We start from the raw sequence: 19,189 nt of genomic DNA, 5'->3' as shown, positions 1-19,189 counted from the left end.
AGGAGATGAATACCATATTCACCAATGCGCTTTGGGTTAGTCCGCTTTTCTGGACGCTCGCACTGTTAGCCGTTGCCGTGATTTTATTCGTGAGAAATAAAGTGCGAATGGATGCCGTGGCACTTTTAGTGATGTTGGCGTTTTATTTGAGCGGTATTTTAACCACTAACGAAATTTTTGCCGGCTTTAGCGATCCGAATATTATTTTGATTGCATTGTTGTTTATTATTGGCGAAGGATTGGTGCGTACCGGCGTTGCCTATCAAGTGAGTGAAGGAATCTTAAAACTTGCCGGAAATAGTGAAACCAAAGTCTTGGTATTGCTGATGCTTGCCGTGGCGGGCTTAGGGGCGTTTATGAGTTCCACCGGCGTGGTGGCGATTTTTATTCCCGTAGTATTGATGATTTGTCGCCAAATGAATCTTTCCCCAAAACGTTTAATGATGCCCTTGAGTGTGGCAGGGTTGATCAGCGGTATGATGACACTCATTGCCACCGCGCCTAACTTGGTGGTGAATGCGGAATTAGTCAAAGATACCGGTACCCGTTTAAGATTTTTTGATTTCACCCCCATTGGTCTTGTCATTTTGTTGTTAGGTATTGGCTATATGTTGCTTACCCGTCGCTGGCTTGGAGGAAGTATTGCTACGGATAACCAAGAAAATAATCAACGATCAATGGCAGAATTGATTGATGAGTATGGTTTACGCGGGCGTGCGAAACGTTTTGTAGTGCGTACCGGTTCGCCTTTTGCCGGCAAAAAGTTAGATGAACTCCATTTACGTTCCAATTATGGGGTGAATGTTTTAGCGATTGAACGTTGGAAACGTTTTCGGCCAACTTATATGATGCCCCTTGCCACCTCTGAAATTCACGAAAAAGATATTTTGATGATCGATATAGGTCAGCAAGAATTTAATTTAGCGGAGTTTTGCCAAACCCATAATTTAGAGCCGGCGGAGATTAAATCTCAATCTTTTGATGAACAGGCAAAATCTATTGGCATGGCGGAATTAGCCTTAGTACCGGGTTCGGCGTTGATTGATAAAACCACACAAGAGGTGGCGTTTCGTTCGCGTTACGGGTTAAATGTGGTGGGTATCAAGCGGGATGGCGAATTAATTTCCGATAGCTTTTCCGGCACGCCTTATAAGCTTGGTGATTTAATTCTTGTTATTGGCGATTGGAAAGTAATTCAACAAATGCGTAACCGCACCAAGGATTTTGTTGTGCTCACCTACCCGAAAGAAATAGATCGTGTTGCACCGGCACAAAGCCAAGCCCCGCAAGCCTTACTTTCCGTATTGGTGATGGTGTTGTTAATGGTATCCGGCCTTGTACCGAATGTGATAGCCGCCCTCATCGGTTGCTTAATGTTGGGCTATTTCCGTTGCGTCGATGCGAAAAGTGCTTATGATTCTATTCATTGGCCAAGTTTAATTTTGATTATCGGTATGATGCCGTTTGCTACCGCACTACAAAAAACCGGCGGGATTCAACTTGCTGTGGAGACGATGTTGCAGTTAGTGGGGGATTGGGGAATGCATTGCGTGTTGATGATGTTATTTCTTTTTTGTGCCGTGATCGGATTATTCATCTCTAATACCGCGACGGCGATTTTAGTTGCCCCTATTGCCATTTCATTGGCACAGCAACTCCAAGTATCGCCTATCCCCTTTGCGATGGTGGTGGCAATTGCCGCATCTGCCGCATTTATGACACCGGTTTCTTCACCGGTTAATACAATGGTCGTGGGGCCCGGTGGATACAAGTTTAGTGATTTTTTAAAAATTGGTGTCCCCTTTACATTGATTGTAATGGTGGTGAGTGTATTTTTAATTCCACTCTTATTTCCATTTTAAGCATATAGATTTAATACAAAAATTTAAGGAAAAATATGACCGCACTTTTAAAAATAGGCCTTGTTTCCGTATCTGATCGGGCTTCATCGGGCATCTATCAGGATCAAGGTATTCCCGAATTACAGGCTTGGTTAGAGAACGCGCTAATCGATCCTTTCCATCTGGAAACCCGATTAATTCCCGATGAACAAGAAATTATTGAGCAAACCCTAAAAGAATTGGTGGATGAACAAGGTTGCCATCTTGTCTTAACCACCGGTGGAACGGGGCCGGCAAAACGTGATGTTACCCCGGATGCTACGCTTGCCGTTGCCGATCGTGAAATGCCCGGTTTTGGTGAGCAAATGCGCCAAGTGAGTTTACACTTTGTACCTACGGCAATTTTATCCCGCCAAGTGGGCGTGATTCGTAAAGCAAGTTTGATTTTAAATTTACCGGGGCAACCCAAAGCCATCAAAGAAACCTTAGAGGGCGTGAAAGACAAAGACGGAAACGTGCTTGTGAGCGGTATTTTTAGCGCAGTACCTTATTGTTTACAACTCATTAATGGTTTGTATATTGATACTCACCCTAATGTGATTGAGAGTTTCCGCCCAAAAGCGGCAAGACGAGAAAATTTGGAGAAATAGGATGAAAAAGATCGAAGCGATGATTCGCCCGTTTAAACTTGATGATGTGCGTGAAAATCTTTCCGATATCGGTATCACCGGGATGACCGTGACAGAGGTGCGTGGTTTTGGCCGCCAGAAAGGACATACGGAACTTTACCGAGGGGCAGAATATATGGTGGATTTTTTACCAAAAGTAAAAATGGAAATCGTGGTGCCTGATGATTTGCTGGAACAGTGTTTGGAAACCATTATAGAAACTTGTCAAACCGGTAAAATCGGCGATGGAAAAATCTTTGTTTATGACGTGGAACGGGTGATCCGCATTCGCACGGGTGAAGAAAATGAGGAAGCGATTTAGTGGAAAATAACCTAAATTTACACCGCACTTTGCTGGGGATCGCCGCCGTTATTATTATTTTAGCCGGTATCAAATTAGCCGCTGAAATTGTTGTGCCGTTTTTGCTGGCGCTCTTTATTGCGATTATTTGTTCACCTATCGTTAAAACAATGACTGACCGCCGTATCCCCCATTGGCTTGCGATAGTATTACTCTTTGTCTTGATTTCCCTGATTTTCTTCTTTTTAGTCGGACTAATTAATAGTAGCGTACGGGAGTTTACCCAGTCTATTCCTCAATATAAAGTCTTGCTTTCCGAACGAGTGAATGATCTGATGGCATTGGCACAACGTTTCAATTTGCCCGTTTATTTTTCACGGGAAACCATTCAAGAAAATTTCGACCCAAGTATCATTATGAATTTTGTGAGTCGTGTCCTGCTCAATTTTTCCGGTGTGGTGAGCAATGTGTTCGTCTTAGTGCTTGTGGTGATTTTTATGCTCTCTGAAGCCCCGACAATGAAACACAAAGTTGCGGTGGTAATAAGCGCTGCACCGAATGATGTAGAAAAGGAGGAACGCCATATTAACCGTATTTTGCAAGGTGTGATTGGCTACCTTGGGATTAAAAGTATCACCAGTCTGCTTACGGGGATTGCTGTGTTTATTCTATTGGAAGTATGCGGTGTACAATATGCGATTTTGTGGGCGACATTAAGTTTTTTATTAAATTACATTCCGAATATCGGTTCTATCATTGCCGCTATTCCTATTATCGTACAGGCTCTGTTGTTGAATGGTTTCGGTATCGGTTTTGGTGTGACAGTTGGTGTGATTGTGATCAATATGGTCATCGGCAATATTCTTGAACCTAAAATGATGGGGCAACGCCTCGGGCTTTCCACTTTAGTCGTTTTTCTTTCCCTGTTATTTTGGGGATGGCTACTGGGCACGGTAGGAATGTTACTCTCCGTTCCTCTTACCATGGCATTAAAAATCGCCTTAGAATCCAGCCCGAATACAGTGAAATATGCTGCCTTGTTGGGCGATGTAGAAAGGGATTAACATTGTTTAGAGACATAAAAAGTGCGGTCAATTTTGACCGCACTTTTGCTATGCGAATTTAGCAGAACAACCTTCTCTGTTTTCTGCTTTTTTTCACCTGAGCAATCAATATCACCACAAGGACAAGCACATATACGGCAAAGATAAATACCAACCATTGTACCATGGTAACACCGAATAGCGACCATTGGCTGTTATCGCAGGAACCGGAGGGGTTGAAAATGCTTGGCAACCAGTGGTGGAATGGGAGGGTTTCCGGGAAATTAGGAATAAATTCACATTGTTTCCAAGGCGCAGGGTTCATTTGTAGATCAAGGTGGCGAATAGAGATCATCAAGCCTTTAACCGCACTAAATAAACCTAATGCGAGGGCGATTAAGCGCAGGATCAGCGAACGGGGCGCGAGAAGACCAATAATGCCCGCAAGGAATAAACCACTCATTGCTAAACGTTCATACACGCAAAGAACACAGGGTTGTAACCCCATACCGTATTGGAAATAAAGTGCGGTCAATTCTAAGGCTAAACTCGAAAGCACAAGTAATAACCAGGATGAGCGTTTTTCTGAAAATTGTTTAAAAAATGCGAGCATTTGTTCTCCTTAAATTGGCTGAATTAAGCCTACATTTGCTAACCAAACGGTAGCAGTCGGTAAAATGTACTCAATAGCAAATAAGCCCACTAAGGATAACACAATGGTGTAAGGTAATGCCATGTAAACCATTCTGCCATAGGAGAGACGAATTAACGGGGCAAGCGATGAGGTTAATAAGAATAAGAAAGCGGCTTGACCGTTTGGCGTTGCAACTGACGGCAAGTTTGTTCCGGTATTAATTGCAACAGCGAGTAATTCAAATTGATGTGGTGTAATCACACCGTTAGTAAGTGCAGTTTTGACCTCATTAATATAGACGGTTGCGACAAAGACATTATCGGAAATAGCAGAGAGCAAGCCATTAAAGGCATAGAATAAAATAAGCTGTGTGCTTTCACTGGCGGATAGAACATAGTGAATAATGGGTGAGAACAGTTTTTGATCGATAATCACTGCAACCACCGTAAAGAATACGACAAGTAATGCGGTGAATGGCAAAGATTCTTGGAACGCTTTGCCAATAACATGTTCATTGGTAATGCCGGTTAATGCAGTTGCGAGAACGATCACGCTTAAACCGATTAAGCCTACTGCAGCTAAATGAAATGCCAAACCGATAACAAGCCAAAGTGCGATAACAGCCTGTACAATCAATTTTATCTTTTCTTGTTTTGACATTTTTTGCGTATTATTGCGATCTAAACGTGCCAATACCGCCCATACTTTACGAGGTAGTTTTGCACCATAGCCAAATAATTTAAATTTTTCTACCAAATAGCAAGTCAGCAAACCAAACATTAAAACAGGTAGGGTTACAGGTGCCATACGGAAGAAAAATTCAATAAAGTTCCAATTTGCTTGTTCTGCGATAATTAAATTTTGTGGTTCACCTACCATCGTCATTACACCACCGAGTGCGGTTCCAACACCGGCATGCATCATTAAACTTCTTAAAAATGCACGAAATTGTTCTAGTGTGGCACGTTTATCGCCTAATTTATCATCGTTGGATATATCAATTAAGTCATTTAGTTTATTGCCTGAAGCAACTTTATGATATACACCATAAAAGCCCATGGCGACACTAATAATTACGGCAACGACCGTTAGTGCGTCTAAAAATGCGGATAAAAATGCAGCACTGATACAAAATGCTAAAGATAGGGTAATTTTAGATTCAATGGCAACCAGCAATCGGGTAAATACAAACAACAAGAGTTGTTTCATAAAATAAATACCGGCAACCATAAACATCAGCAATAAGATAACTTCAAAATTTGCCATAATTTCAGCTTTTACGTGAGCCGGATTTGTCATACCAATGATGATGGCTTCAATCGCAAGTAGCCCACCCGGCTGTAACGGATAGCATTTTAATGCCATTGCGAGTGTGAAAATAAACTCGGCAACTAAAATCCAACCGGCAAGAAAGGGACTGACAAAAAAGAAAATAATTGGGTTGGCAATTAGAAAAATTATGATGGCGAGTTTATACCAATCCGGGCTTGCACCAAGAAAATTTTTCATTAAGGCCTGTGTGTAAGTCATAAATGGCTCCTGTTTTTTTATAATGTGCTCATTGTAATATAGAGTGCTTTAAAGGATAATAACGAAAATAAAAATTTGTCAAATAAGTCACATTTTTTTGATCTTGTTAGGTTTTTTTCCTAACATCTGATGATTATGAATACAGAGAATACACTTTTAAAAGCACAAAGCCCAGCGGCACTTGCTGAAGAATATATCGTAAAAAGTATTTGGGAGGATGTATTTCCTGCCGGTACTAATTTACCCTCCGAGCGGGATCTTGCCGATAAAATCGGTGTAACCCGCACAACATTGCGAGAAGTTCTACAACGTTTAGCGCGAGATGGTTGGCTAACGATTCAACATGGTAAACCCACTAAAGTAAATAATATTTGGGACACGGCGAGCCCTGGCATTATCGAAACGCTGATTACCCTTGATCAAAATTCCGCTCCACTCATTATTGATAACATGCTGTCACTACGTAGTAAAATGTCGGAGTTTTATATTTATGAAGCTGTGAAAAATTCACCTCAACAATCTGCAATGTTGTTTAATGAATTAAACGAATTAAAAAATTCGGCTGAAGATTATACAGAGTTTGATTATCGTATCTTTCGTCAATTTACCGTACTGGCAAAAAAGCCGTTTTATCGTTTAATTTTTAATAGTTTGAAAGGGGTGTATCAAAAAATCGGGCTGTTATTTTTCAGTTATGAAAAACACCGTGAATTGGCAAAACAATTTTATCTTGAATTACAAAAAATTTGCCAAGAGGGTAATGCGGATGCCGTGGTGGACTGTATTCGTAAACATAATCTAAGATCGGCAACTTATTGGCGTATGATTTTGGAACATCTGCCTCAAAATTTTGCTGATTAATCACCAAAAGTGCGGTTAAATTAATCATACTTTTTTATATATTTTTTACATTTTATGCGCATACCTCGAATCTATCACCCCGAATCTCTTAAAAATCAAACTCAGTGCTACCTTTCTGATGATGCAGCAAACCATGTGGGGCGGGTATTACGAATGGTTGAGGGGGAGCAAATCGAATTGTTTGACGGCAGTAATCATATTTATCCGGCCCGAATCATTGAAGCCGGTAAAAAATCGGTGAAAGTCGATATTTTAGGGCGTGAATTTGTCGATAAAGAATCAAACCTCAAAATTCATTTAGGACAGGTGATTTCTCGTGGCGAGCGTATGGAATTTACTATTCAAAAATCCGTTGAATTGGGCGTGAATGTGATTACACCGCTTTGGTCGGAACGTTGCGGTGTGAAATTGGACGCAGATCGTATGGATAAAAAAATCCAGCAATGGCAAAAGATTGCCATTGCAGCCTGTGGACAATGTGGCAGAAATGTGATCCCGAAAATTCGTCCATTGATGAAATTACAAGATTGGTGTGCGGAAAATGATGGGGCATTAAAGTTGAATTTACATCCCCGAGCCCAATATTCCATTAGAACCTTGCCAATGATCCCAAGAGAAGGGGTACGCTTGTTGATTGGTTCTGAAGGAGGATTGTCTCCGCAGGAAATTGTCCAAACGGAACAGCAAGGTTTTACTGAAATTTTATTAGGAAAGCGTGTGTTGCGCACAGAAACCGCTTCTTTAGCGGCAATTAGCGCATTACAGATTTGTTTTGGAGATTTAGGCGAATGATGGATTTACAAGGACAATTTTTAATTGCAATGCCACATTTAGCGGATTATTTTCACCGCACGGTCGTCTTTGTTTGTGAGCATAATGATCAAGGCTCCATGGGTGTGGTGATTAATCAACCCACCGATCTCAGTATTGCTGAGCTTTATAGTAAATTAAATTTTATGATGAAAAATGACCGCACTTTTGATGATGCTATGGTGGTGGCAGGCGGTCCAATGCATACCGAACGCGGTTTTATTGTACATAAAAATAGTCTGGTTGATTTTCAACATAGCTATAAAATCACCGATGAGCTTTGTCTGACGACCTCGGCTGATGTGGTGGATACCTTCGGTTCTTTACAAGCACCGGAAAAATATCTTGTGGCATTGGGTTGTGCCGGCTGGTCGGCGGGGCAGTTGGAACAAGAAATCGCCGATAATGCGTGGCTGGTTGTCCCGTCAAACGATAGGATTTTGTTTGATACTCCTTACGAAGACCGCTATCTTGCGGCAAGCCAACTGCTTGGAATTAATATGCATAATTTTGCTACGGCACAAGTGGGGCATAGCTAGTGAGTATTACCGCCCTCGCGTTTGATTTTGGGATGAAAAGTATCGGCTGTGCTGTGGGGCAAAGTATTACCGGCACGGCTCAAGCCTTGCCGGCATTTAAAGCACAAGATGGCATACCTAATTGGGAAAATATCGAAAAATGCTTAAAAGAATGGAACCCTGATTTTGTTGTTGTGGGGCTTCCGTTGAATATGGACGGCACGGAACAGGAATTAACATTGCGGGCAAAGAAATTTGCTAATCGCTTAAATGGACGATTTGGTGTGAAAGTCGTGTTACAAGATGAGCGTTTAACCACAACACAAGCTCGTAGTGAAATATTTGATCGCGGCGGCTTTCGAGCATTGAAAAAGGGCAAAGTGGATGGCATTTCTGCTTGTCTAATTTTAGAAAGCTGGTTTGAAAATAACTCGGATTTTTGATGAAAAATCGGGTTTAGATAGGAAGTTCCCAATATTTACTCGAACCAAATAACACTCGCCATTCTGCCTGTTTTTCCGTCTCGTCGATAAGAGAAAAATAGGTCTTTTTCATTAAATGTGCAGTGATCCCCGCCGGAAATTTCTGTAATACCCAATTTATTTAAGCGTTGTGTGGCGAGCTGATAAAGGTTGCCTAGGTATTTTCCCTGTTGGGAGGGATCGGCTCTGAAAGCCATTTCTGCAACAGGATCAACGCACATAAATTGTTCAACCACATCTTTTCCCACCTGAAATGCATTAGATCCGATAGCTGGACCGAGCCAAACGATGATATTTTGTGGTTGTGCTTGAAAACATTTTACCGTTTCTTCCAATATGCCATCGCATAATCCACGCCAACCTGCATGAGCAGTGGCAACTTCATTGCCTTGTTTGGTCGTAAAAAGTACAGGCAAGCAATCGGCGGTCATCACCGTACAGACTTGATTCGGTTGATTGGTATAAACCGCATCAGCTTCAAAATTATTGCCTGAATAGGGCAATTGAATGACATTGGTACTGTGGGTTTGAGTGAGAAATAGTGGGGAATGGGGTAAATGGAATTTTTCCACTAATAAAGTGCGGTTTGTTTTGACCGCACTTTTTTCATCGCCCACATGATCACCTAAATTAAAACTTTCAAAGGGTGCTTTGCTTACCCCGCCTTCACGTGTAGTAGTAAAAGCGCGAATATTAGAGGGAACGTGCCATTTTGGAAAAATCGCATGCATATTAATAATCCAAGTTGTCTTTGTGTTCAATATAATCTGTTTTGAGTGCGTTGAGCAATTCGACAAAATCCTCCGGTAGAGGAGCGTACCATTCCATCATTTCACCGGTAATAGGATGTGCTAAACGTAACATGACGGCGTGTAAAGCTTGACGTTTAAAATTACGCAAGACTTCCATAAAATTTTCACTGGCATTTTTGGGCGGACGAGGGCGACCGCCATAAGTTTGATCGCCTAATAGTGGGTGGGCAATATGTGCCATATGTACACGAATTTGATGGGTTCTACCTGTTTCCAAACGTAAACGTAGGCGGGTATAGTTGCGAAAGTTTTCCATAATACGGTAGTGGGTTATCGCAGGTTTTCCCATTGGGTGAACCGCCATAAGCGTACGTTTGGTCGCATGACGTGCCATTGGTTGATCGACCGAACCGCCTTTGGTCATAATGCCGGAGGCAACGGCTTCGTACTCACGGGTGATTTTTCGTTTTTGTAAATCACGTACCAATTTTGTTTGGGCGGGAATTGTTTTTGCCACTACCATTAGTCCGGTAGTATCTTTATCCAGTCGATGCACAATCCCTGCCCGCGGTACTTCAGCAATCGGCGGATAGTGATAAAGAAGGGCGTTTAATACCGTGCCGTTCGGATTGCCCGCACCGGGGTGGACGACAAGATCTTTTGGTTTATTAATCACAATAATATCATCATCTTCATAGACGATATTAAGTGGGATATTCTCAGGTTCAAAGCGCGTTTCATCTTCTACCTCTACGATGATTTCGATATGTTCACCGCCGAATACTTTTTCACGAGGGATATTGGTAATACGATTGTTGATTTTTACAAGATCTGCTTCAATCCAAGTTTTTAGACGTGAGCGGGAATATTCAGGGAACAACTCAGCAAGGGTTTGGTCTAAGCGCTGTCCGATTTGTTCAGGTTGTACTTCAGCCGAAAGGGTAATTTGTGGCATAAAAATTTATCTCAATAAGTTTAAAAAGTTGGCTTATTTATTAATGTTCTATACAATGTTGGCTAATTGTATCTTATTTATTAGTTTTCGTAAAAATTAAGGAAAAAACAATGCGTAAAATGAAATCATTGGCTTTGCTTGCTGTGGTATTTGTTGTGATCGGTTGTTCAAGCGGTAACCAAGAAGTTGAACAATTATCGGTAGATGAACTTTACAATAAAGGCGCGAGTTCTTTACAGGAAGGCGGTTATTCTGAGGCTATTCGTTATTTAAATGCGACCACAGAACGTTTCCCTGGAAGTACATATCAAGAACAAGCAATGTTGGATCTCATTTATGCAAACTATAAATCGCAGGATTACACAGCCGTATTGGTGACGGTAGATAATTTCTTAAATCAATTTCCACAAAGTCCGAATCGCGATTACGCGGTGTATATGGCAGGTCTAACCAATGTTGCAACGGCAGATAATGCCATTCAGGATTTCTTTGGAATCGATCGTGCAACGCGTGAAACAACCTCTTTAAAAACCGCATTTTCAAATTTCCAAAGTTTAGTACATGCATTTCCTAATAGTCCTTATGCACAAGATGCCTTAGCCCGTATGGTTTATATTAAAGATTCTTTAGCACGCCATGAATTGGAAATTGCTAAATTCTATGCAAAGCGTAATGCGGATGTTGCGGTGGCAAACCGTATTGTAGGAATGTTGAAATTGTATCCTGACACGCAAGCGACTTATGAAGGCTTATTCTTAATGCGTGATGCGTACCAAAAAATGGGGCTGGATACTTTGGCAAATCAAACTCAACAAATTATTGATGCAAATAAGGATAAACAGTTTGCAAAAGTAGAAAAGCCGGAAGAGCCTGAATTGGTTGTACCTACTGCAACAAAATAATTGAATAAAAGCCCCGATAGTAATATCGGGGCTTTTATTCTTATTATTCTTACGAAAAGTGCGGTCTAAAAAATCATTGATTTTTAATAAGTGAACCCGTTCCCTATTTAACCAATGTTAAGTAGGGAATAGCGTTATCACTTCACCGATTAAGGCATTTTTCTTGAAGCCGTTTAATCATTCCGCTTTCAGTATCATCGCTCTATTTCTATTGTAGCTTTAACCGACAGGGGCTTGCTTTAAAGCCGTTAGTTTTCGTAGTGATAAGCTTTAGCCACACAGTTTTTAGTTGCGCTAAGTCAGCTCTCTATTCAATTCGCCTGCTAACTATTACTTTCCGCAGCAATTCATTTTCTTTCCAACCCTAGTTAATAATGAGCGATAAATTTCTTCCAAAATTTTGACCGCACTTTCCTGTACATCGCTAAATCTGTTGGTATAAAAAACGTGGCTAGCCACAAATTTTAGCGCATTTCTGGTACTCAAATTAATATGAAACATATTCCTTAAAAGCAAAAAATAGCTCTGTACAGAGGTTAAATAAGCCAGTAAATGAAAAGCCCCATGATCAAAACAAAAAAATTGGCTAAGTTTCCTTAGCCAATTTTTGTTCTTTAGAAAATAATGATTATCTGCGTCTTCTGGCTTTCATCATATGTTCTAAGCGTGCTTTTTGATTAGTTGTCAAACTAATATTGGTTTTCACCACTTGGTTTTTAACCACTTGTGGTTTCGGCGGGTTAATTCCGCCTTGTTTAACGGTCTCAGTTTTGGTGGAATCCACTTTCACATTCACATCGGCTTTCACGCCTGCGATTGTGCCGTTATCCCAATCTTTCTTAGCACTTTCAGCCCATTTATCCGCCGGATATGGAGTAAATTTACCACTACCGTTCGCAGAAAGATGAACGCTGGTTTCATTGATTTTATCGGTAACCGGAGTAGTGGTAATGTTACCTGTAAGATTGTTATTCATATTTTCCGCATTAATGCTACTGCCGTTAAAATGGGCATTATTACCGGAGATTGTGGCATTTTGAGCATTCAAATCAGTTGTCGTGTGAGTTTCATTACGCACTACATCAACATTTAATTTGCCCGAGCCCTCTGCCGGCGTCCATTTATTCTCGCTAATGCCGCCGCTCAGTGATAAACCGACATCCACTCCGGTTTTGTTCACATTGTTTTTCGCTGCATTTAGGTTCACATCGCCTTTACCGCCGTCTAGCGTAAGGTTGGTGCTATTTGAGCTGACTCCGGTTAAATTCACGCCGTTTTCTGCCGTAATATTCACATTTTTACCGTTAATAGATACACCCGGATGGGTTGTACTATTTTCGTGCTGTACATTTACGTTACCGTTAATACCAAGACTGGACGTATTCGCACCTACACTTACGCCGCCACCTACACTAACATTAAGCTCTTGTACTTGGCTTTTCCCCGGTTGAACATTAACCGTATTCCCAGTAATGGAAACATTATTACCGGCTTCAACATTGGTTCCTTGTAAGCTCACACCGTCTTTGCCGTGAATTCCGACATTGTTTCCACCTTGAACATTGTGCAATACCGCATCAGTGCGATTACCTTTGTGTCCGTTTGCAGTGAAATTAACATCCACAGACGGTACAGCGGCGCTTGCTGCCGGAATAACAATGGCGCCAACACCCACATTTAAAGTGAAACCGCCCCCTTTATGGGAACTGGTATTTTGAGATTGTGTGAAGTTTGCTTTATCCGCATTAATATTCACGTTATTGGTCGCCGTAATATCTGCTTGGCTGTTTAATGTACCTGTTGTGATATTCACATTTCCACCCTGTACGTTTGCTTTATGAGCTGTGGTTGAATCACTTTGATCTTTTTGGAAATGAATACCCGCATTTACCCCTACGTTAGCCGTTGCGAAATCTTTGGTACTTGCGCTCACACCAATTGTAACACCCGCAGTTAATTTATCATTATGTTTAGTATTTTGAGCTGATTGAATATGATGTGATTGAGAGTTGAGGTTAACATTGCCGCCACCTTGGTACTGCGTACCGACATCTATGAGATGGTTTGCATTGACGTTAATGTCTTTTCCGGCAGTTACCGTTGTACTTTGTGCATTACTCGCCGTACTATTCTCACGTCCACCAGAAATACCCAATACCAGACTACCGCTTGCGACTTTATTTTTATCAACTGAAGTGGTTAAAGTTAAACCAAGATCAAAGTTCTTTTGCTTATCACTTTCCTTATTATACTCAGGAGCATGAGTAATATTTTTTGCATTTTCTACAATATTTTTACCCGCACTTAGTTGTGAGCCTTTATGGGCAATATTCTGATTAGCATTGATATTCAAATTATTTTTAGCAGATAGTTGACTAACTTTTGCTATTGTATTTTCTTGCTCACTATCCTTATGTTGAATACCTAAAGACAATTTATTTGTAATACCACTTTCAGTTACTGTAACCGTGTTGGTTATTCCCACATCGGTATTCACTTTATTGGTATAAGAATAATCATGATGTGCTTTTGTATTGACACGGTTAGCATTGATATTGAGATCGCCTTTTGTTGCCTCGACTTTACTTCCCGTTACATTCACATTATTGGCACGTAAGTTTGTGTTTCCACCACTGACTTCTGACGGGTTATAGTGATACCCTTTTTCTAATTTATAGTGCTTATAAAAGCCAAAAGTCGCACTGGCTTCACCTTTAAATTTCAGATTATCCTTCACATTATTCGCAAGACCCTGTGCCATTTCATCACGTTTAACCGTGCCAACAATGACATCAGTAAGTAAATCAATGGAGGATTTTGCTAATCCCTCTTTATCAATTGATAGACTCGGTTTCTCAACTTTAGTGGTAAAGCCAATACCTGATTGAGTATAACTTTGAGTGAAGTAGTTTTGGCTACCTCTTATATTGATGTTCCCATCGGCTACGATACCAAGTAAACCACCCGCTTTTACACGACTACCAATGATATTAACATTCTTATTTGTCACCAATTGTAAATTAGACTGAGAACCTAATTCTGCACTTTGTTTTGTATAAACAACTTTGTAGCCTCTGCTTCGTTCTTTGGTAATATCAAAAATTGTTCCTTTACGCCCTTTTTCTTCAAAAACACTAATGTTTTCAGCTGCGTCTAATACTAAATTACCATTGTTTGCTTTTACTAACGCATCTTTACCAGAAATGACACGACTACCCGATAAATTTACCCCATTCTGGGCATCTGCTAAAATCGTCCCCTTAACGGTAAAATCAGCCCCATGCTGTTCTTTATCATTTCGAGTAGATGCTAATGCTTTAGAACCAGCCAATCCACCCCAATATTTTTCTTTATCATCGACTTTATGGCTATTTCTCACCTCTTCGGCAGTAAAAAGTAATTTACCTTTATTTTCTACAACTAAGTCGCCATCAATTCGACCAATGGTACCGGCAAATTTCACATCGGAACCACCAGAAACGACTAAATCATCTTTGATATTAAATTCACTGGCTACATGTTTTTCTGCAATCGCTGTTTGATAACTGGTGCCGGTCTTATGTTTCGGTGATACATTTTTAAACTGAACCGTATCATCATAGTAATTTTTTTCTTTTGTACCTTGGAATAGGATCCCTTCCTCACCATGCAACGTTAAACTTTTCGCATTAATCTGTGACGCATCGCCACTTAATTTCCCTGTTGTTGAAGCCAATTTAAGTGAATCTGCCGTAATCTTCGTGCGGTGTGCTGTCTCAAGTCGGGTTTGTGCAATTTCTTCCACTTTTGAGGCACCTTTTGCTCGTCCCTCAGCAATGGTTTCTCTCACTTCTGTTTTAACTGCTCCTAAATGTGTTTTTCCACCGATTAATACCGCTTCTTTTGCTTGAATTTCCGCGCCGGATAAATCTAAATTACCTGATGCAGCAACAATCAAAGAGTCTGCCTTAATACTCGTTTTCTCAAAGGTTTCAGTGTCTTTATTTGATGTCACGCTACCAACGGATCTATTTGCCTCTTTAATTTCTTTGAATGTTCCACGATTTTTCTTTGTTACCGTACCGTCTAATTTTGCATTACCTGCCGTCACAATGACTTGTTTTGCGTCCAAATCACTACTTGTTACAGCTAAGGTTGCTCTTTCATCAGTGGAATGGATTCGAATTCTGCCCGCCTGAATACTACCGGCAACTTTACCGTCTAAAATCTTCTCCTGTTGCGGTAAAACATTAATAGTCAATGTACCATCTTCAGCTCGTTCAACCTTATTACGACCTTGTAAGATATTGACATTTCCGTCCTTCGCTTGAATTTTTCCGGAAATATTCATCGTCGGCGCAATTAAATCTACATTATCAGTGCCGGATATCGTCCCTTTCGTTGTCAAGTTATTATCGCTATCTATTTGATATCCTGTTAATTTTCCATTTTCAACAGTTGCTTTACCGACAACAAGAGAAGCTCTTGGCGTATTAATAAAACCTGCACCATCTACACTAATACCATTCGGATTAGCGAGTACATAGTCCGCTTTTTGACCTGCAATTTCCTGTTTACCAGCAATATGTGAAGGATTACGGCTTACAACCTCATTAAGAATAACCGTTGCCGCTTGTCCCCTTAAATTTGGGTTGGCAGAAACCTGACCGGCTAACTGGGTTTGAGCATTTTGCTGAGCATTATTTAAAACCGCGCCCGCTTGATCTACGTTATATTTATTATATTGGTTGTGTGACAGCCCCGACTGACTTGGTGTCGCAATATTAATAATTTCCACGCCTTGTTGACGGGCAACTTGAGTATTACCATTAGCAGATTGAATATCGGCATAGCTGAACGGAGTTACATAGCATAGAGATAATGCAATAGTAATTTTAGAAGGAGAAATTTTCTTCATAATATATCCAAAAAAATAAGGGGAACTTAAATCAGCAAATGCCATTAGTGATATTTGCCACCGGAAACTAAATCACGACAATTTACTATTGGTTATGTCTATGTTTAACAAAACCAACACGTCATTTAGCGCGCTGCATATTTTAATCACCTCTCCATTAAAATTTGATGGCATATTTCAATAAAAATGTAAATTTGTGATAGATGTCACAAAATTTTATGTCACTAAATGCAAATTCCGGTGCATTCGGCGCTGAATCAAAATAACGAGATATTTTTAAGAAAATACATTTGACTAGGAAAAAACCGACTATCCTCTACACGCCGACAATGCTATAGGGCACACGAATAAGACAAAATTTTTACCCGTGGCTAAGCAAAGTGGCGTGAAATATAAATCGGAGCATGATTTTCCCAACAGCTGCCTGACACAGTAATTATTGCGATCACCGCTCTTCACGGCAATGTTTATTCTAACCTGTTTTATCACAACATTGGCTAGACCTTAAGCCGATACGGAATTGATTTTATCTACGCCCAAAACGATAGTGGGATAGAACGCCCACGCAAACAAGCTCATACTTGATGATTGGGATTATATGTTTCTGTGCCGATTGTCAGTTTCCATATTGTTATTTATCCTGTAACGATAAGCGAATAATACGTGTTTTATCCCCCTCAATACCAAAATCATTGTCATTCACTAAAATCCATTCTTGAGGTGAAATAATCGCCAACCCTTCGATTTTAGTTGGAAATTTATCCAAATCATCTGTGTTCACTATTAATTCTTTATTTACTGTTTTTTCAGTTGTGTTAGGTTCCAGTTTAACTTTGTAAAATTTAGTCGTTTTACTAATCCGCTCTAAAACAATGAGTTCATTATCTCCGATTGCGGCTATTTCGCTTATTTTGACGTCATTTTGAATACGTGCCTTTTTAGCATTATCTTTGACAAAGGTATCCGGGGTATCCAATTCATATAGCCACTGTCCGTTAATGGTTTGAGATTGAATATCCATAGAATATAGTGTAATGGTTCGTTTTTTGGGATCATAAGGACTTTGTAACATAAAAAAGAGTGTTTTTTCATCTTCGCTTAATGCTAGGGCTTCAAAACCCCGGTTAAGTTGGCGGTTTCTCAATTCTGCCGGTAAATTCTCTGTTACGGTATAATCTGCGCCGTTTAATTCAAATTTCACCCCCTTAGGTACAAAACGATTCTTAATCACTCCGTTTTGATCCGCGTAAATAATACTCGGACCATATTCATCGGCAAGGTAAAATTCTCCGGTTTGTGTGACAACTAATGCTTCGGTATCAAAACCGTTTACATCATCCTTGAGTACGTTTTTGTTAATATCATATGCCGTTTCGGTATTCGGATTGGATATACCCGAGGCAAGTTTTCCTGATTGTGTTTTGAGCGGAATTTTATCTAAAATCTTTGCGGAAGATTGGTTATTTTCAGACAGTTGTAGGCGGTAAATAGTGGGTGAAAAATTAGGAACAGGAAAAACTTTACCCTTAGAACAATATGATAACCCTAAAATTTTACGACTATCGCTACAATCAATATTAGGGCCTCGATCAGTTACAGTATAAAAAACATTAGTAGGATCGCTCCGGCGATGAAATGCCCCACTTCCGATTCCCACCGATAAGTTTAATGTTTTTTCTGGCGTGGTTATTGTTGTGAGTGCTTCATGAAATGATGAACTACTATAAGTATGCGCCATCGCGATACTCGGTATAAAAACAAATAAAGCCAATTTTTTCATATTTTTCCTCAACGGATTTAGTGATTATTTATCGGCAGTATTTTATTATTCTTTGATGTCAAAAATATGACATTGCTTTTATTCATACTTCACCCGTAATCCTTTTCCATAAGTTTTACTAAAATTTAGTGAAATTTGACCGCTCTTTTTGTTTTAACAGTCGCCGTATCAACAAGTCATGTAACCCGGAAAAGTGCGGTCAAAATCCCTTGATTTTTTGGTAAATTCTCAGTGGTAACTGTGTGTGGGGGAGGAGGGGATTAAGATGATCCCCGAAAGTTATCTTTTGGGGATCTTTTATAAATTAGTGTTATATCACGATTGTTTATGGCTAATTACTGAATTATTTAGCCTTATTATTTCTTCTTTCTAAACGCAGTACGCCTAAGTGGGTCATATAACAGCAAAAAATACAACCGCATACTGCAAACAGAAGTAAATAAAAGCCTGCATTCCAGCCAAAACGTTCGGCAAGAATACCAAACAATGCCGTTCCGGAGAAACTTCCGAGAATATAGCTGAGTAATCCTCTTAAACCTGTTGCGGAACCCGCAGCAAATGAAGGCACAAGCTCAATGGTTTGCAAAGAGGAAAGGAACATGGGTACATAGATTAAGCACCCGATCACACCTGCACCGATAGTAACGATGAGTAAATCTTGCCCTCCCCAGTAAGCAAACATCGCTATACCGACCCCAACCAGCGTTATAATTGCTAATGGCATACGGCGACCCTTAAAGTAAGTATCTGTCAACCAACCTGCTAACAAAGTAGAAGGGATGGCAGCCCATTCAAAGATAGCAAAAGCGGTTGCCATTTGCCCCTTCGAAAAGCCTTTAGTTTCCAGTAAATACAGCGGAAGCCAAGTTAATACCCCGAAACGGATCATATAGGTGAATACATCAATAAAAGAAACAAACCAAACGTTAATGTCTTTAACGATATAATCTCTAAAGATTTCCCATGTGGTTAAATTGACATTTTCTTCTTTGGTGACAACCAGCTCTTCTTGTTCTGTGCCAAGAATTTTACTGGTAGGTGGTAAACCTTCGTTATAAGTTCGACCCGTACCGAAAATATAGAAAATGATCGCAACCACAGTGGCAATGACGGTCGGTACGATAAAATGTGCTGCTTGCCAATGTTCCTGCCCTAACCAGGCAATACTTGCTCCCGCTATCGGCGCAACCAAGCCACCACCCACATTATGGGAAA

General features: G+C 40.4%; 16 protein-coding genes. 9 read left to right on the top strand and 7 right to left on the bottom strand.

The features are described 5' to 3' along the window. The first annotated feature begins 5 nt into the window (after positions 1-5). The 4 genes from BKK47_RS03240 to BKK47_RS03225 are packed head-to-tail and all read left to right on the top strand — an operon-like array spanning position 6 to position 3,874. The gene (locus BKK47_RS03240; RefSeq protein WP_077493480.1) at positions 6-1,862 is read left to right on the top strand and encodes an SLC13 family permease; all 1,857 of its coding nucleotides are present in this window, start codon (positions 6-8) and stop codon (positions 1,860-1,862) included. 35 nt (positions 1,863-1,897) lie between these two features. Then, positions 1,898-2,491: a molybdopterin adenylyltransferase gene (gene mog / locus BKK47_RS03235; protein WP_077493479.1), complete on the top strand. Its 594-nt coding sequence runs from the start codon at positions 1,898-1,900 to the stop codon at positions 2,489-2,491. Position 2,492: 1 nt separating this feature from the next. Then, positions 2,493-2,831: a nitrogen regulatory protein P-II gene (glnB, locus tag BKK47_RS03230; RefSeq protein WP_077493478.1), complete on the top strand. Its 339-nt coding sequence runs from the start codon at positions 2,493-2,495 to the stop codon at positions 2,829-2,831. Continuing rightward, a complete protein-coding gene (locus tag BKK47_RS03225; RefSeq protein ID WP_077493477.1) occupies positions 2,831-3,874 on the top strand; it encodes an AI-2E family transporter in 1,044 nt (347 codons plus the stop codon). The genes glnB and BKK47_RS03225 overlap by 1 nt, the downstream gene beginning before the upstream one ends. Positions 3,875-3,932: 58 nt before the next feature. Here the strand turns inward: BKK47_RS03225 and dsbB are convergent, their stop codons facing one another. After that, positions 3,933-4,466, bottom strand: a complete 534-nt coding sequence (dsbB, locus tag BKK47_RS03220; RefSeq protein WP_077493476.1) for a disulfide bond formation protein DsbB — start codon at positions 4,464-4,466, stop codon at positions 3,933-3,935. Positions 4,467-4,475: 9 nt separating this feature from the next. Continuing rightward, positions 4,476-6,017, bottom strand: coding sequence for a Na(+)/H(+) antiporter NhaB (nhaB, locus tag BKK47_RS03215; RefSeq protein ID WP_077493475.1), 1,542 nt, complete (start codon positions 6,015-6,017; stop codon positions 4,476-4,478). Positions 6,018-6,152: 135 nt separating this feature from the next. Here nhaB and fadR point away from each other — a divergent pair, with 135 nt between their 5' ends. Genes fadR through ruvX form a run of 4 tightly spaced genes read left to right on the top strand, consistent with a single transcriptional unit; the run spans position 6,153 to position 8,649 of the window. Further along, positions 6,153-6,878 carry a fatty acid metabolism transcriptional regulator FadR gene (gene fadR, locus BKK47_RS03210; protein WP_077493519.1) on the top strand — a complete coding sequence of 242 codons (726 nt, stop codon included), beginning with the start codon at positions 6,153-6,155 and terminating at the stop codon, positions 6,876-6,878. A gap of 54 nt (positions 6,879-6,932) precedes the next feature. After that, a complete protein-coding gene (gene rsmE / locus BKK47_RS03205) occupies positions 6,933-7,670 on the top strand; it encodes a 16S rRNA (uracil(1498)-N(3))-methyltransferase (protein WP_077493474.1) in 738 nt (245 codons plus the stop codon). Next, positions 7,667-8,227: a YqgE/AlgH family protein gene (locus BKK47_RS03200; RefSeq protein WP_077493473.1), complete on the top strand. Its 561-nt coding sequence runs from the start codon at positions 7,667-7,669 to the stop codon at positions 8,225-8,227. Before rsmE ends, BKK47_RS03200 begins: the two co-directional genes overlap by 4 nt. Continuing rightward, the gene (ruvX, locus tag BKK47_RS03195; protein WP_077493472.1) at positions 8,227-8,649 is read left to right on the top strand and encodes a Holliday junction resolvase RuvX; all 423 of its coding nucleotides are present in this window, start codon (positions 8,227-8,229) and stop codon (positions 8,647-8,649) included. Before BKK47_RS03200 ends, ruvX begins: the two co-directional genes overlap by 1 nt. A gap of 35 nt (positions 8,650-8,684) precedes the next feature. Here ruvX and pgeF read toward each other — a convergent pair whose 3' ends face one another. Together pgeF and rluD are read right to left on the bottom strand one after the other, a co-directional pair. Further along, positions 8,685-9,419 carry a peptidoglycan editing factor PgeF gene (gene pgeF / locus BKK47_RS03190; RefSeq protein ID WP_077493471.1) on the bottom strand — a complete coding sequence of 245 codons (735 nt, stop codon included), beginning with the start codon at positions 9,417-9,419 and terminating at the stop codon, positions 8,685-8,687. A gap of 1 nt (position 9,420) precedes the next feature. Next, entirely contained in the window at positions 9,421-10,395 is a 975-nt protein-coding gene (gene rluD / locus BKK47_RS03185; RefSeq protein WP_077493470.1) for a 23S rRNA pseudouridine(1911/1915/1917) synthase RluD, read from the bottom strand. 110 nt (positions 10,396-10,505) lie between these two features. On the opposite strand from rluD, the gene BKK47_RS03180 reads away from it, so the two are divergent. Beyond that, positions 10,506-11,297 carry an outer membrane protein assembly factor BamD gene (locus BKK47_RS03180; RefSeq protein WP_077493469.1) on the top strand — a complete coding sequence of 264 codons (792 nt, stop codon included), beginning with the start codon at positions 10,506-10,508 and terminating at the stop codon, positions 11,295-11,297. 628 nt (positions 11,298-11,925) lie between these two features. On the opposite strand, the gene BKK47_RS03175 is transcribed toward BKK47_RS03180, so the two are convergent. The 3 genes from BKK47_RS03175 to BKK47_RS03160 form a co-directional block, all read right to left on the bottom strand. After that, complete coding sequence (locus BKK47_RS03175; protein WP_158074745.1) at positions 11,926-16,194, bottom strand: two-partner secretion domain-containing protein; 4,269 nt, start codon at positions 16,192-16,194, stop codon at positions 11,926-11,928. 631 nt (positions 16,195-16,825) lie between these two features. Further along, a complete protein-coding gene (locus tag BKK47_RS03165) occupies positions 16,826-17,974 on the bottom strand; it encodes an esterase-like activity of phytase family protein (protein WP_077493467.1) in 1,149 nt (382 codons plus the stop codon). Positions 17,975-18,317: 343 nt separating this feature from the next. Then, the coding region (locus BKK47_RS03160; RefSeq protein ID WP_208603962.1) for an MFS transporter at positions 18,318-19,189 on the bottom strand (872 nt) is incomplete at its 5' end.

It is taken from the genome of Rodentibacter mrazii, from assembly GCF_001998825.1.
Classification (GTDB): Bacteria; Pseudomonadota; Gammaproteobacteria; order Enterobacterales; family Pasteurellaceae; genus Rodentibacter; species Rodentibacter mrazii.
The sequence above is the reverse complement of the archived record's forward strand: the minus strand, read 5'-3'. Positions and strand labels throughout refer to the sequence as shown.